This window comes from Brevundimonas sp. EAKA (assembly GCF_000698025.1).
Lineage (GTDB): Bacteria > Pseudomonadota > Alphaproteobacteria > Caulobacterales > Caulobacteraceae > Brevundimonas > Brevundimonas mediterranea_A.
The window spans coordinates 1-13,186 of sequence record NZ_JMQR01000027.1 but is presented as its reverse complement, the minus strand read 5'-3'; the positions used below and the strand labels follow the sequence as shown (position 1 = coordinate 13,186).

Annotated in this window: 12 protein-coding genes and 1 tRNA gene; 9 read left to right on the top strand and 4 right to left on the bottom strand. The window is 68.7% G+C overall.

Annotated elements, in window-relative coordinates:
• Positions 1 to 85 precede the first annotated feature (85 nt).
• From lspA to ER13_RS05950, 7 genes are all read left to right on the top strand, one after another.
• Positions 86 to 610: a signal peptidase II gene (lspA, locus tag ER13_RS05980; protein ID WP_081836145.1), complete on the top strand. Its 525-nt coding sequence runs from the start codon at positions 86 to 88 to the stop codon at positions 608 to 610.
• Positions 607 to 1,149: an MAPEG family protein gene (locus ER13_RS05975; protein WP_035307551.1), complete on the top strand. Its 543-nt coding sequence runs from the start codon at positions 607 to 609 to the stop codon at positions 1,147 to 1,149. The genes lspA and ER13_RS05975 overlap by 4 nt, the downstream gene beginning before the upstream one ends.
• An 82-nt stretch (positions 1,150 to 1,231) precedes the next feature.
• Positions 1,232 to 1,636, top strand: coding sequence for a helix-turn-helix domain-containing protein (locus ER13_RS05970; protein ID WP_035307589.1), 405 nt, complete (start codon positions 1,232 to 1,234; stop codon positions 1,634 to 1,636).
• 165 nt (positions 1,637 to 1,801) lie between these two features.
• A complete protein-coding gene (locus ER13_RS05965) occupies positions 1,802 to 3,118 on the top strand; it encodes a cytochrome P450 (protein ID WP_081836144.1) in 1,317 nt (438 codons plus the stop codon).
• A 4-nt stretch (positions 3,119 to 3,122) separates the two neighbouring features.
• The gene (gene lpdA / locus ER13_RS05960) at positions 3,123 to 4,535 is read left to right on the top strand and encodes a dihydrolipoyl dehydrogenase (RefSeq protein ID WP_081836143.1); all 1,413 of its coding nucleotides are present in this window, start codon (positions 3,123 to 3,125) and stop codon (positions 4,533 to 4,535) included.
• Between the two features lie 161 nt (positions 4,536 to 4,696).
• Positions 4,697 to 6,628: a cytochrome c/FTR1 family iron permease gene (locus ER13_RS05955; protein WP_035307549.1), complete on the top strand. Its 1,932-nt coding sequence runs from the start codon at positions 4,697 to 4,699 to the stop codon at positions 6,626 to 6,628.
• Between the two features lie 224 nt (positions 6,629 to 6,852).
• Positions 6,853 to 7,962, top strand: a complete 1,110-nt coding sequence (locus ER13_RS05950) for a Fic family protein (protein ID WP_035307547.1) — start codon at positions 6,853 to 6,855, stop codon at positions 7,960 to 7,962.
• 116 nt (positions 7,963 to 8,078) lie between these two features.
• Here the strand turns inward: ER13_RS05950 and arsH are convergent, their stop codons facing one another.
• The 3 genes from arsH to ER13_RS05935 all read right to left on the bottom strand — a co-directional run bounded on the left by arsH (position 8,079) and on the right by ER13_RS05935 (position 10,382).
• Complete coding sequence (gene arsH / locus ER13_RS05945; protein WP_035307546.1) at positions 8,079 to 8,834, bottom strand: arsenical resistance protein ArsH; 756 nt, start codon at positions 8,832 to 8,834, stop codon at positions 8,079 to 8,081.
• A gap of 471 nt (positions 8,835 to 9,305) precedes the next feature.
• Positions 9,306 to 9,380 (bottom strand) — tRNA-Gly (locus ER13_RS05940).
• Between the two features lie 219 nt (positions 9,381 to 9,599).
• Complete coding sequence (locus ER13_RS05935) at positions 9,600 to 10,382, bottom strand: SDR family NAD(P)-dependent oxidoreductase (protein WP_035307544.1); 783 nt, start codon at positions 10,380 to 10,382, stop codon at positions 9,600 to 9,602.
• Positions 10,383 to 10,437: 55 nt separating this feature from the next.
• Between ER13_RS05935 and ER13_RS05930 the strand changes: the two genes are divergently transcribed.
• On the top strand, positions 10,438 to 10,827 hold the full coding sequence (locus ER13_RS05930) for a YkvA family protein (RefSeq protein ID WP_035307542.1): 390 nt from the start codon (positions 10,438 to 10,440) through the stop codon (positions 10,825 to 10,827).
• Positions 10,828 to 10,984: 157 nt separating this feature from the next.
• Here the strand turns inward: ER13_RS05930 and ER13_RS05925 are convergent, their stop codons facing one another.
• The gene (locus tag ER13_RS05925; protein ID WP_035307540.1) at positions 10,985 to 11,986 is read right to left on the bottom strand and encodes an NADPH:quinone oxidoreductase family protein; all 1,002 of its coding nucleotides are present in this window, start codon (positions 11,984 to 11,986) and stop codon (positions 10,985 to 10,987) included.
• 144 nt (positions 11,987 to 12,130) lie between these two features.
• Here ER13_RS05925 and ER13_RS05920 point away from each other — a divergent pair, with 144 nt between their 5' ends.
• Positions 12,131 to 13,000: an isoaspartyl peptidase/L-asparaginase family protein gene (locus ER13_RS05920; RefSeq protein ID WP_008261662.1), complete on the top strand. Its 870-nt coding sequence runs from the start codon at positions 12,131 to 12,133 to the stop codon at positions 12,998 to 13,000.
• The last annotated feature ends 186 nt before the right edge of the window (positions 13,001 to 13,186 follow it).

The following is a 13,186-nucleotide window of genomic DNA, read 5'->3' as shown; positions in this document are numbered from 1 at the left end:
TCTGAAAGGCGCCTATTGGCCGAAACCGGCTTGATCCTCTAGTAGCTAGAGGAAGCATAATCGGTTGAAATCCATTGGAGGCCTTATGATCACCGTGCACCCGACCCGACGTGCTCCCGGACGCCTGCAGGCGATCGCCTTTGCGCTCGTCGTGCTGATCGCAGCTCTGGATCAGGCCGCCAAGGCCGCAGCCCGCGCTCAGCTGGCCGCCCCGGTGGACCTCACGCCGTTCCTCGCACTGCGTTTGGGCTTCAATCCCGGCGTCACCTTCGGCCTGTTCGCCGGCTCGGGCGACGCGGGGCGATGGGCGCTGAGCGCCGTGGCGTTTGTGATCGTCGGCGCCTTGCTGGCCTGGATCTGGCGGACGCGAAGCGCCGTCACTGCGGTCGCGGCGAGCTTCATTGCCGGCGGAGCGATCGGGAACCTGCTCGACCGGCTGCGCTCCGGTGCGGTCACCGACTTTATCGACCTTCATTGGGGCGAGGCCCACTGGCCGACCTTCAACCTGGCCGACGCGGCCATTGTTTGCGGTGTCGCGCTGCTCCTCCTGACCGTTCGGAGCTCGGATAGCCGCCCGGCGGCCTCGACCCTGGGACGGGCGGCGCGATGACCCTGTCCGCCGACCAGAGGGGAATCGCCGTCCGCTCGGCGCTGGCGATCCTCATCACCGCCGGGGCGGTCGCATCGGCCTGGCTCTGGCTGCCGCCGCCGCTCCTTGGGGCCGCGCCGGACATGGCGACGGCCGATCGGCTGGCCTATGCCCTGAAGGCGGACCTCCCGGTCTTCCTGTGGCTCGCCGCCTGCGTGAGGGCCGTCGCCAGCATCCGGTTCCGCTCGGGGGCCGACCGGCCGGGCTCCGCCTTTGCGGCGCCCAGCGCCAGGCTCGCCGTACCCGCCGCCGTGCTCCAGAACTCGCTTGAGCAGACAGTCCTGGCGGTCGGCGCCCACCTCGTCCTCGCCACCGTTCTGCGCGGCGAGGAGATGATCCTCCTGCCCGTGCTGGTCGCCCTCTATCTCGTCGGTCGTGTGTGTTTCGCCATGGGCTATCCCCGCGGCGCGGCCGCCCGCGCCTTCGGCATGGCTCTCACCGGCGTCTCAACGATCGGCGCCTTCGGCATCGCCATCGTCCTCATGGGGCTGGGTCGATGACCCTCCCTCGACCCGCCGTCCGCCGTTCAGTCCGCCGCCCCGAGATGACGCGATGACCTTGCCCTCTTCCGCCTCGCCCGGCCTGCGCCCCATCGGCAAGCTGGCGGCCGCCACCGGCGTCAAGGTCCCGACCATCCGTTTCTATGAGGAGATCGGCCTGCTTCCTGCCCCGCTGCGCACCGCCAGCGACCGGCGCATGTATGACGACGCGGCGGAACGCCGCCTGTCGTTCATCCGGCATGCCCGCCAACTGGGCTTCGATCTGGATTCGATCCGCTCCCTGCTGGATCTGTCCGATCACCCGGATCGACCCTGCGCCGAGGCCAGCACTCTGGCCGAACGCCATCTGGCCGATGTGACCCAGAAGATCGCCCGGCTCCGGGCCCTCCAGCGCGAGTTGTCGCGCATGACCGCGGAATGCGCCGGCGGCCGGGTCTCCGCCTGCAAGGTGATCGAAGCGCTGCACGATCCGTCCGCTCCGCTGTGAATCCGGCCCTCGATCAGTTCGACCCACTCTTCGCGGATCCGCCGCGCCCGCCGACCGGTCGAATATCCGGTTGGCAAGATGACCCTGGAGCCATTGGGTCACGGCGACGTTTGCACGAGATCCGGAGCTCCCGTCGCGGACCGCTCTTCTATCTGGAGGACTTCGATGGCGCATAGGCGGACGTCGCGACTTGGCGACCAGACCCTGGCCCTGTTGGCGGACCCGTACCGGCGCCTCTCCCGCCTGTTCGAGCAGGCCGGCGCCGACGCCTTCGAGACCCGTCTGGCGCTGAAGGAGACAATCTGTTTGAGGGGCCGCGAGGCGGCTCGGGTCTTCTACGACGAGGCCCGAATCTCGCGGGCCGGCGCGATGCCGGCGCCCGTTCGTCGGACGCTCCTTGGAGAGGGCGGCGTCCAGGGCCTGGACGGCGAGGCGCACCGCGCTCGCAAGCGCGTCTTCATGTCCCTCATGTCGCCGGAACGGATCGCGCGGCTGGGCGAGCTGTTCGAGGCGGAGTGGCGGCGCGCGGCCGTCGAATGGGCCGGTGAGGAAGACATCGTGCTGTACGATGCCCTGCAGCCGGTTCTGACCCGCGCCGTCTGCGCCTGGGCCGGGGTGCCCCTTGCGCCGGAGGAAGAAGCGAGACGGGTCCGTCACCTGAGGGCGCTGTTCGACGCAGCCGGATCGCCAGGACCACGTCACCTGTGGTCAAGGCATGCGCGTCGGCGCGTCGACGCCTGGCTGGCGTCGATCATCGAAGACATTCGCGCCGGCCGTCTGTCTCCGGATCCGGAGACCGCCTCTCACGCCTGGGCCCGGGCCCGCGCCGGCGATGGCGAACCGTTGCCGCTCCAGACGGCGGCGGTTGAGCTGGCCAATGTGCTCCGGCCGACCGTGGCGACCTCGGTCTACATCGTGTTTGTAGCGCACGCGATGCAGGCGCACCCCGAGGCGGCCCGCCTGGCCGCCGCGGACCCCGGGCGCCGCCGCGCCTTCGTTCAGGAGGTGCGGCGCTTCTACCCGTTCTTCCCGGCGGTGATCGGGCGCGTGCGTACGCCGTTTCGCTGGCGCGATCTCGTCTTCCCGGAGGGCCGGCAGGTCGTCCTCGATCTCTTCGGTTCCAATCACGACCCCGCGGGCTGGAACGATCCCGAGGAGTTCCGGCCGGAGCGCTTCATCGACGGCGCCGGAGACCCGTTCGGTCTCATTCCCCAAGGCGGAGGGGATCCGGCGACTGGTCACCGTTGCCCGGGCGAAAGCATCGTCATCGACCTGATGGAGCGCGCCGTCGGCTTGCTCGCCGACCTGAGCTACCGGCTGCCGGATCAGGACCTGGACATCGACTTCCGCCGACTGCCGGCCCTCCCCAGGAGCGGGTTCCGAATGGCGACGCGTGACGCCGCCCTGGCTAGGTCGGCGCCTGATGCTGGCTCCATGGGCTGGCCGCGCCCTCTTCACCCATCCATCCACAGCAAGGCCTGACCCCATGGGCGCTTCCACGATGTCGTATGATCTGGTGATCATCGGGGGCGGGCCAGGCGGATACCCCTGCGCGATCCGGGCGAGCCAGCTCGGCATGTCGGTGGCCGTCATCGACGACCGCGAAGTGCTCGGGGGAACCTGCCTGAACATCGGCTGCATTCCGTCCAAGGCGCTGCTGCAGGCCACCGAGCGGCTGGAGATGGCGCGCAACCTGGAAGCGTTCGGCGTCCTGGTCGACAATGTGCGGGCCGACCTTGACGGCGTTATGCGGCACAAGGGCAAGGTGGTGACCGAGCTGGGGGAAGGGGTCGCCTACCTCCTGCGCAAGCACAAGGTCACACGCCTCCAGGGCCGCGGGCGGCTGCTGGCGCGCGACCGCGTGGAGGTGAGCGGCGCCGACGGCCCCTTCGAGGTGCAGGCCCGCAAGGCGGTGGTCATCGCCAGCGGATCGGAAGCGGCGACCTTGCCCGATCTGCCCATCGACGAGCAACGGATCGTCACCTCGGCCGGCGCGCTGAGCCTGACGGCGGCGCCGCGCCAGCTGGCGGTGATCGGCGGCGGCTACGTCGGACTGGAGCTGGGGTCGGTCTGGCGCCGGCTCGGCAGCGAGGTCACGGTTATCGAGGTGCTCGACCGGATCGCGTCCGGCGTCGACTCGGAGATGTCGACGGCGCTGCACAAGGTGCTCGAGGCCCAGGGCTTCGAGTTCTGCCTCGGGCACAAGGTGGTCGGATCGCGGATGGACGGCGACGACGTCGTCCTTGACGTCGAGCCCATGGGCGAAGGCGCGCGGGGAACCATCAAGGCCGATGTCGTGCTGGTTTCGATTGGCCGACGCCCCGCCACCGCCGGGCTCGACCTTGAGACGGTCGGCATCAAGCCCGACCGCAAGGGCTTTATTCCGGTCGACGACGGCTTTCGAACCAGCGCCGAAGGGGTCTACGCCATCGGCGATGTCATCGGCGGCGCCATGCTGGCCCACAAGGCGGAAGAGGAAGGGATCGCCCTTGCCGAACGCCTTGCCGGCGGCGCAGGCCATGTCGACTACGGGACGATCCCCGCCGTCGTCTACACCTGGCCGGAACTGGCCTCAGTCGGGCGCACCGAGGACGACCTCAAGGCGGCCGGCGTGGCCTATCGCGTCGGGCGCTTTCCGTTCTCGGCAAACGCCATGGCCAAGGCGCGGTTGGAGAAGAACGGGTTGGTCAAGGTGTTGGCGGACGCCAGGACGGACAAGATTCTCGGCGTGCACATCCTGGGGCCGGACGCCGGCAGTCTGATCCATGAAGCGGTCGCCGTCATGCAATTCGGCGCGGCGGCCGAGGACGTGGCGCGGACGAGCCATGCGCATCCGACGCTTCCGGAAGCCTTGCGCGAGGCATGCCTGGCTGTGGCCGACCGCACGATCCACCTGTAACGAGCGCCGCGCCGCGTAGCTGCCCGGGCTGGCCACGCAGCGCCGTGGCGTCTCGGCGGACGGGGAGCCGTCGCCGCCTGCGAGCCCGGCCGCGTCGCGAATAAAGCGCGACAGTGCCGTCGCCTGAATGCTATTGCGAGCCGCTCACAACTAGGTCTCCCATGCGCCCTCTGCTCCGCCTTTTCGCCCTGATGCTTGCGATGGGGCTGTCCGCACCCGCCCTGGCCCAGGCGCCGTCCGCCTCCGAGGCCCAGGTCGCCTGGCGACTGCTCGACTATGTGGCGGTCGACTATGCCGGCGCGGTTGCCAATGGTCAGGTGACCAATCCGGCCGAATACGGCGAGATGATCGAGTTCGGCGGCCAGATCCGGCCCCGCCTGGACGCCCTGCCGCCGAACCCGGCCAAGGCCGGCCTGATCCGTGACGCGGAGGCCCTGCAGGCGGCCATCCTCGACAAGGCCGACCCGGGGGTCGTCGGGGCCCGGGCCAAGGCGCTGGCCGGCGCGGTGCTGGCGGCCTATCCGAGCCCGCTCGCGCCTTCGTTCCCGCCTGATCTGGCCCGCGGCGCGACCCTCTATGCCGAGCAATGCTCGGTCTGCCATGGCGTGACCGGACGCGCCGACGGCCCGGGCGCCGAGGGGCTCGACCCGCCTGCGATCGCCTTCGCGGATGTGGAGCGCGCCCGTCAGCGCAGCGTGTTCGGCCTCTACCAGGTGATCGATCAGGGGCTCGAGGGCACGGCCATGGCCAGCTTCGCCCATCTGCCGGCCGAGGATCGCTGGGCCTTGGCCTTCTACGTGGGCCGGTTCGCCTTCACCGACGCCGAAGCCGCCGAAGGTCGACGCCTCTGGGAGAGCGACGCGGCGATCCGCGCCGCGTTCCCTGACCTGGCCGCCCTCACCCAGGCCACCCCGGCGGAGCTGGCGACAAGGATCGGCGAGACGAAGGCGCGGGCGGTCATCGCTCACCTGCGTCGCCATCCCGAGGCGACGGTTCGCGCCGAGGGATCGACCCTGACCCTGGCCCGGACGCGACTGGCCGAAAGCGAGGCCGCCTATCGCCGGGGCGACCGCAAGGCCGCGACCGACCTCGCCCTCTCGGCCTATCTCGACGGCGTCGAACCGGTGGAGCCGGCGCTCGGCGCTCGTGACGGCGCCTTGCTGCGGCGGGTCGAGACGGCCATGACCGACCTGCGCATCTCGATCAGCAGGCGCGCGCCGACCCAGGAGGTCGCGGACCGGGTCGCCCGCGCGAACGCCCTGCTGGACACGGCCGAACGCGCCCTCGCGCCCCAGGAGGCGGACAATCTCGCCAGCTTCCTCGGCGCTTTCACCATCCTGCTGCGCGAAGGGCTGGAAGCCATCCTCATCGTGGTGGCGATGATCGCCTTCCTGAGGAAGGCCGAACGGCCCGAGGTGCTGCGCTACGTCCACGGCGGCTGGGTGGCCGCGCTGGTCGCCGGCGGCGCCACCTGGGCGGCCGCGACCTTCTTCATCTCCATCAGCGGCGCCAGCCGGGAGCTCACCGAAGGATTCGGCTCGCTCCTGGCGGCCGTGGTGCTCGTCTCGGTCGGCATCTGGATGCATGGGAAGTCGCACGCCGACGCCTGGCAGACCTATATCCGCGACAAGCTCTCCCACGCGCTGTCGAAGCGGTCGGCCTGGTTCCTGTTCCTGCTGGCCTTCATCGTCGTCTATCGCGAGGTGTTCGAGACCATCCTCTTCTATGCGGCGATCTGGAGCCAGGGCGGCCATCTCGGCATGCTGGCCGGCGCCCTGACGGCGGTGGCCATCCTGGCCGTGGTGGCCTGGGCCTTGCTGGCCTACAGCATGCGCCTCCCGATCGGCCGGTTCTTCTCGCTGAGCTCGATCCTCATGGCCATCCTGTCGGTCGTCCTCGTCGGCAAGGGCGTGGCTGCGCTGCAGGAGGCGGGCTGGCTCGATGTCCATCCGCTGGAGTGGATCCCCCGCATCGAGATCCTCGGTCTTTATCCGACGGTCGAGGGCGTCGCCGTTCAGCTTCTGACGATTGCTATCCTCGTGGTCGGCTTCTCCCGGCATGCGGCGCCGAAGGGCGCGCGCCCAGCCTCTTGAGCGGGCGTCTCCGCCTGAGGCCCAACTGCGGCCCGCGGGTTTCGGAGCTCCTTGGGCGCCGATAGCCGCGCAGTCCGCGGATACCCAGGGTGCGGGGGCCGCCTATAGTGTGCGAGGCCTCCCTTGGTGCGGAGATTAGGCGTCCTATTCTCCGCACTTCACGCGGAGAACAGCCTTGCTCCTGCGGCGCATAACGCCCATATTCCCCGCAAGGAGTGCGGGGAATGGCGCAATACATCCATGAGATCGAAGGCTGGCCGCGTCTGGAATGGCGCGCTGACGCGCTTGCCGATCGCCTCCCAGCCGTCCGTCATCGCCAAGGCCTTCTGCTTGGCCGGATGCACACGCTCGGCTTCGACCTCCGCGCTGAAGCCGTCCTCGAGACCCTTACCGAAGATGTCCTGAAATCCAGCGAAATCGAAGGCGAGCTGCTCGACAAGGATCAGGTGCGATCCTCCATCGCCCGCCGCCTCGGCATGGATATCGGGGCCCTCGCCCCCGCGGATCGCAACGTCGAAGGCGTCGTCGAAATGATGCTCGACGCGACCCAGAACTTTGCGTCTCCGCTCACCGAGGAACGGCTGTTCGGCTGGCACGCCGCCCTGTTTCCGACCGGACGCAGCGGCATGACGAAGATCGTCGTCGGCGCCTGGCGCAACGAGAGCTCCGGCCCGATGCAGGTCGTCTCGGGCCCCTTCGGACGAGAGCGCGTGCACTATGAAGCGCCGCCCGCCGCCCGTCTGCAGGACGAGATGCGCGCGTTCCTCGACTGGTTCACTGACGAGCCGCGGACGGATCCGGTCCTCAAGGCCGCGATCGCCCACCTGTGGTTCGTGACCATCCACCCGTTCGACGACGGGAACGGCCGGATCGCCCGGGCGATCGCCGACATGGCGCTCGCCCGTTCCGAGAAAAGCGCCCAGCGGTTCTACAGCATGTCCGCCCAGATCCGGCTGGAGCGCAAGGACTACTACGCGACCCTGGAGACGACCCAGAAAGGCGCGCTGGACGTGACCCTCTGGCTGGACTGGTTCCTCGGCTGCCTCGATCGCGCATTCGACGGCGCGGAAACCACCCTGACCCATGTGATGCGCAAGGCGCGCTTCTGGGAGGCGCTCGCAGGTCAGACGTTGAGCGAGCGCCAGAGCACGGTCATCAACCGGCTGCTCGACGGCTTCGAAGGCAAGCTCACCTCGACCAAATGGGCGGCGCTGACGAAGTCCTCGCCCGACACGGCCTTGCGCGACATCAAAGATCTGGTGGACCGGGGCATCCTCGTGAAGGATGACGGCGGGGGACGCAGCACAAGCTATTCTCTGGTCGATCGAGGATAAGCGCCTCCCCATGGCGCCGGCGAGGCTCTGCGCCGTGCGGCTCCACTGAAGACCCTGCCTCGACAGGGAGGATCGCAATTCGCCAGTTCTGGCGCGTTACCGCCAAAAACGCAGCCTCAGGCCTGGCGTGCGATAGCAATGGCCGAGAGGTCGGACGCGGCATCCACCAAAACTCCGGCCGCCTTGCGCTCCGAATAGCGGTCCACGAGCTGAACGGCGTGGGGCCGGACCAGGATGGTGAAGCGCACCAGTTCCTCCATCACATCGACAATCCGCTCATAGTAGGCCGAGGGTTTCATCCGGCCGGCCTCGTCGAATTCCTGGAAGGCCTTGGCCACGCTCGACTGGTTGGGGATGGTGACCATCCGCATCCAGCGGCCCAGAAGGCGCAGAGTGTTGACGGCGTTGAAGCTCTGGGACCCGCCCGACACCTGCATGACGGCGAGCGTCCGGCCCTGGGTCGGGCGCATGCCGCCCAGGCTCAACGGCAGGTGATCGATCTGCAGCTTCATCAGTCCGGAGACCTGGCCGTGCCGCTCCGGGCTGCACCAGACCATGCCCTCCGACCACAAGGCGTGTTCGCGCAACTCGCGCACCGCCGGGTGGTCGTCGTCGCCGGGCGCGCCCGGCAGGGGCAGGTCGGTGGGGTCGAAGATGCGGGTCTCGCATCCCATTTGCTGCAGCAGGCGGGCCGCTTCCTCGACGCAGAACCGCGAATACGACCGCTCGCGCAGCGATCCGTACAGGAGAAGGATACGCGGCGCCGGCTCGGTCGGGCCCAGTCCACGGGCGGGATCGGCGGACAGATAGGCCGCGTCCAGAGCCGGCAGATGATCCGGGTCCGGCAGCGAGCGCAGGCGGGTGAAGGTCATCACAGGTCCTTGGTCAGACAGGCGGCCGACGCCGGCCAGACGTCCGCGAAGTCCGACGTGCGGACGAGCGATAGACCGGGCCGGTCCTATTAAGGTCACTACAGGACGGTGAACAGCAATCGCTCGGGACCGCGCCGAGACCGCGACACCCTGACCGTCGCCAAACCCCGCGGGATCCTTCAGAGAGTCAAAGGCGGCGGTTGACGGATACGAGGCAAGAAGCTGCGGGCAACAACATTCCAAGGCACTATTTTCCCGTGACCTGCTCGCGGGTCGATCTCCGCAAAAATTAGTTCGGTCTTTTCAGCAGATTTCAGGGGCCTTCACCGCAATGCGCCATGCCAATGGACAGGCGAGCGCTCGCCAGCAAAAGATTTTTGGTAGCGGTGTGGTAGCGGCGTAAAAAATAGGGTGGGCGATCCCGTTGGGATCGCCCTGCCATAACCTATTGATTGCCTTGGCAATCTCGACTGGAGCGGGCGAAGAGATTCGAACTCTCGACCCCAACCTTGGCAAGGTTGTGCTCTACCACTGAGCTACGCCCGCACTCCGTAGGAGCTAGGTGCGCTCCCCGTCGAGGAGGGGGCGTATAGCGGAGGGTTGCGGCAGGCCGCAACCCCTTTTTTTGGGCTATCGCACTTCGTGCTGCTTGAGCCCAATTTCTCGGACCGTTTCAGCACCCCACACGCCCTTGGCGCTCAAGCAGCGAGCTTCGTCATTCCCGCGAAGGCGGGAACGCGTCGCGAGCGTAGCGCCCCCCGCGCCTCAGCGCGGCGCCAGTCTGATAGCCCCGTCCAGGCGGATGCACTCGCCGTTGATATAGACGTTGCGCGCCAGCTCCAGCACCAGGGAGGCGTAGTCGGCGGGCGTGCCCAGGCGGCTGGGGAAGGGGATGGCGGCGGCCAGGGCGTTCTGGATCTTCTGGTCCATCCCGGCCATCATCGGCGTCCACATGATGCCGGGCAGGATGGTGTTGCAGCGCACCCCTTCCTGGGCCAGATCCCGCGCGATCGGCAGGGTCATGGCGTAGACCCCGCCCTTGGACGCCGAATAGGCCGCCTGGCCGATCTGGCCGTCCTGGGCCGCCACCGACGCCGTATTGACGATCAGGCCGCGCTCGCCGTCCGCCATCGGCTCCAGCGTCACCATGCCCGCCGCCGACTGCGACAGGACGCGGAAGGTGCCGAACAGATTGACCCGCACGGTGCGTTCGAACTGGGCCATGTCGTGGGCCTTGATCTCGCCGGTGTCCTTCTTGCGCGAGACGGTCTTCATTCCGGTGGCGATGCCGGCGCAGTTGACGGTCAGCCGCTCCTGGCCGTGGGCGGCGCGGGCCTTGGCGAAGGCGGCGGCGACCGAGGCGTCGTCGGTGACGTCCACTTGGCAGAAGACGCCGCCGATCTCGGCCGCGATGGCCTCGCCCTTCTCGGCGTTCAGGTCGAACAGGGCGACCTTGGCCCCGGTGGCGGCGATGGCGCGCGCCGTGCCTTCGCCCAGACCCGAGGCGCCGCCCGTGACCACGGCGGAAATGGTGCTGTCGAGTTTCATCCCGGTCATTCCTATGTTGTACTGAACCTGAGTTTCGTTTGAGGATTTAGCGGCCATGAGCGCCAAAGCCAAACCCGTCGACGCCCTGGACCCGCGAAAGGCCCTCGTGCCCTCTGTCGTCAAGGTCAACGAGGTGCGCGTCGCCAAGGGCTTCTGGCCCAAGATCCAGCGCACGGCCGCCCGCATCCCCTTCGCAGATCAGGCCCTGGCCGCCTGGTACGCCGCGCGCGACCCGGCGACGCCCTTGCCGGCCAAGGGCATGATCTTCGCCGGCCTGGCCTATTTCATCATGCCGATCGACGCGATCCCCGACCTGTTCGCCGGCATCGGCTATACCGACGACGCGGCCGTGATCGCCGCCCTAATCGCCACCCTGGGCGCCAACATCAAACGCCGCCACCGCGACCAGGCCGAGGACGCGGTTCAGCGGCTGAAGGGGAAATAGTCCACCCCCTCTCCCCTTGCGGGAGAGGAGACCGCGCACGGCGGCGCAGCCGTCGTCCTGGCGCGGTCGGGCGAAGGGTCGCGCCGGCCTCGCCGTTTCGCACAAACCCCTCATCCGGCCCTTCGGGCCACCTTTTCCCGCAAGGGGAGAAGGTGACTCAATCCCCCACCGTCACAACGATCTTGCCCAGAGCCTGACGGTCGCCCAGCGCCTTGATCGCCTCCCCGGCCTTCTCCAGCGGGAAGGTCTGCGACACGCGCGGCCGGATCTTGCCTTCGGCGTACATCTGCATCAGCTCGGTCATGTTGGCGGCGTGCCCCTTCGGATCACGCGCCACGGCCGCGCCCCAGAAGACCCCGATCACAGACACCGACTTCAGCAGGGTCAGGTTCAGCGGCAGGGACGGGATTCCCGCCGGGAAGCCGACCACCAGATAGCGCCCGTTCCAGTCCATGGCCCGCAGCGCCGGATCGGCGTAGTCGCCGCCCACCGCGTCATAGACCACGTCGGCCCCGTCTCGCCCCGTCGCCAGTTTGAACTCGCCCGACAGTTCCTTCTGCGCCGCCCTGTCCATCGGCCCGGTTGGATAGATCAGGCCGTTGTCGGCCCCCAGGTCCAAAGCGAACTGGACCTTGTCATTGGTCGAGGCGGCGGCCACGACCCGCGCCCCCATGGCCTTGCCCAGTTCGACCGCGGCGGCGCCCACGCCCCCGGCCGCCCCCAACACCAGCAGGGTCTCTCCGGCCTTCAGCTGCGCCCGGTCCTTGAGCGCATAATAGCTGGTGCCATAGGTCATGATCAGGGCCGCCGCCTCTTCGAAGCTCATGGCCTCTGGAATGGGAATGACCGTCTCGACCCGCACCGCCAGCCGCTCCACCAGCCCGCCCCAGCCGGGCACGGCGATGACCCGGTCGCCCTTGGCCACGCCCTTGACGCCCTCGCCCACCGCCTCGACCACGCCAGCGACCTCGGCGCCGGGCGAGAACGGCCGTTCGGGACGGAACTGGTATTTGTCCTCGATGATCAGCGTGTCGGGATAGTTGATCCCCACGGCCTTGACCTCGATCACCACCTCGCCCGCCTTGGGCGTGGGATCGAGCACGTCTTCCACCACCAGGGTTTCGGGACCGCCAGGAGCCTTGGACAAGACAGCGCGCATTATTCCTCCTTGGCCTAGCGCGCTTCGCACGACTTGAGGCCGTTGGTTTATTGGACAAGCCGACATGGCGCGGCCTTCATCCCAACGCTAAAGAGCGCCACGCCCGATTGAAAGAGGCGACAGAAACAGGCTCAGGAAGACGACATGACCGCCCTCATCCTCCATGGCGGCGCCGGCGCCCGGCGCGAACGCAACTATGACGCCGAGGTCGCGCACATGCGCCAGGTGGTCGAGGCCATGAAGGCGCGGCTGGACGTGGGCGACAGCGCCCTGGACGTCGCCGTGGCGGCCGTGACCATGCTCGAGGATTCCGGCCTCTATGTCGCCGGCAAGGGCGCCTCTCCCAATCTGGCCGGCGCCTATGAGCTGGACGCCAGCCTGATGGACGGATCGACCAAGCGCGCCGGGTCGGTCGCCGCCCTGCAAGGCTTCCGCAACCCCGTCGTCGCCGCCCGCGCCGTCATGGACCGCACGCCCCACGTCATGCTGGTCGGCGAGGGCGCGGCCCTGTTCGCGCACGATCAGGGGCTGGAGCCCATCGTCGACGAGGCCGCCTGGTACACCGGCGCCGGCCAGGGCGAGGACAATCATCCGCCCGGAACCCTAAGCCACGGCACGGTCGGCGCCTGCGTGCTGGACAGCCGGGGCCGCCTCGCCGCCGCCACCTCGACCGCCGGGGTCTTCGGCAAGATGCCGGGCCGCGTCGGCGACACCCCCATCCCCGCCGCCGGAACCTGGGCCGACGGCCACGCCGCGACCTCCTGCACCGGCCAGGGCGAATATTTCATCCGCGTCGCCGCCGCCGCCCAGGTCGCCTGGCGCGTCGCCGCCGGCCAGACCCTGGCCGCCGCCACCCAGGCCGTGATCGACGAGATCGGCGGGATGGGGGGCGACGGCGGAATGATCGCCCTCGACGCCGCCGGAAACATCGCCTGCCCTTTCAACAGCCAGGGCATGAAGCGCGCCTGGCTGACGTCCGCCGGCGATATCGGCGTCGAGGTGTTCGGACGCTGAAGATTACAGCTCTGTAAGGTGCGTTGCGGGCAATCGCTGATACGGTCCAGCCGCCCGGCGTTCCGGGCCTTGGAGAGCCGCATGAAATTCCGCCTGTCCCTTACCGTCGCCGCCTCGGCCCTGCTGCTGGGGCTGGCCGCCCCCGCCTTCGCCGCCCCGGCCCCCGCGCCCGCCGCTGTCCAAGCC

What these genes read in the sequence shown, in the direction of transcription:
- lspA (WP_081836145.1), top strand. Translation starts at nt 86, where the DNA reads ATGATCACCGTGCACCCGACCCGACGTGCTCCCGGACGCCTGCAGGCG.
- ER13_RS05975 (WP_035307551.1), top strand. Translation starts at nt 607, where the DNA reads ATGACCCTGTCCGCCGACCAGAGGGGAATCGCCGTCCGCTCGGCGCTG.
- ER13_RS05965 (WP_081836144.1), top strand. Translation starts at nt 1,802, where the DNA reads ATGGCGCATAGGCGGACGTCGCGACTTGGCGACCAGACCCTGGCCCTG.
- lpdA (WP_081836143.1), top strand. Translation starts at nt 3,123, where the DNA reads ATGGGCGCTTCCACGATGTCGTATGATCTGGTGATCATCGGGGGCGGG.
- ER13_RS05955 (WP_035307549.1), top strand. Translation starts at nt 4,697, where the DNA reads ATGCGCCCTCTGCTCCGCCTTTTCGCCCTGATGCTTGCGATGGGGCTG.
- ER13_RS05950 (WP_035307547.1), top strand. Translation starts at nt 6,853, where the DNA reads ATGGCGCAATACATCCATGAGATCGAAGGCTGGCCGCGTCTGGAATGG.
- arsH (WP_035307546.1), bottom strand. Translation starts at nt 8,834, where the DNA reads ATGACCTTCACCCGCCTGCGCTCGCTGCCGGACCCGGATCATCTGCCG.
- ER13_RS05935 (WP_035307544.1), bottom strand. Translation starts at nt 10,382, where the DNA reads ATGAAACTCGACAGCACCATTTCCGCCGTGGTCACGGGCGGCGCCTCG.
- ER13_RS05930 (WP_035307542.1), top strand. Translation starts at nt 10,438, where the DNA reads ATGAGCGCCAAAGCCAAACCCGTCGACGCCCTGGACCCGCGAAAGGCC.
- ER13_RS05925 (WP_035307540.1), bottom strand. Translation starts at nt 11,986, where the DNA reads ATGCGCGCTGTCTTGTCCAAGGCTCCTGGCGGTCCCGAAACCCTGGTG.
- ER13_RS05920 (WP_008261662.1), top strand. Translation starts at nt 12,131, where the DNA reads ATGACCGCCCTCATCCTCCATGGCGGCGCCGGCGCCCGGCGCGAACGC.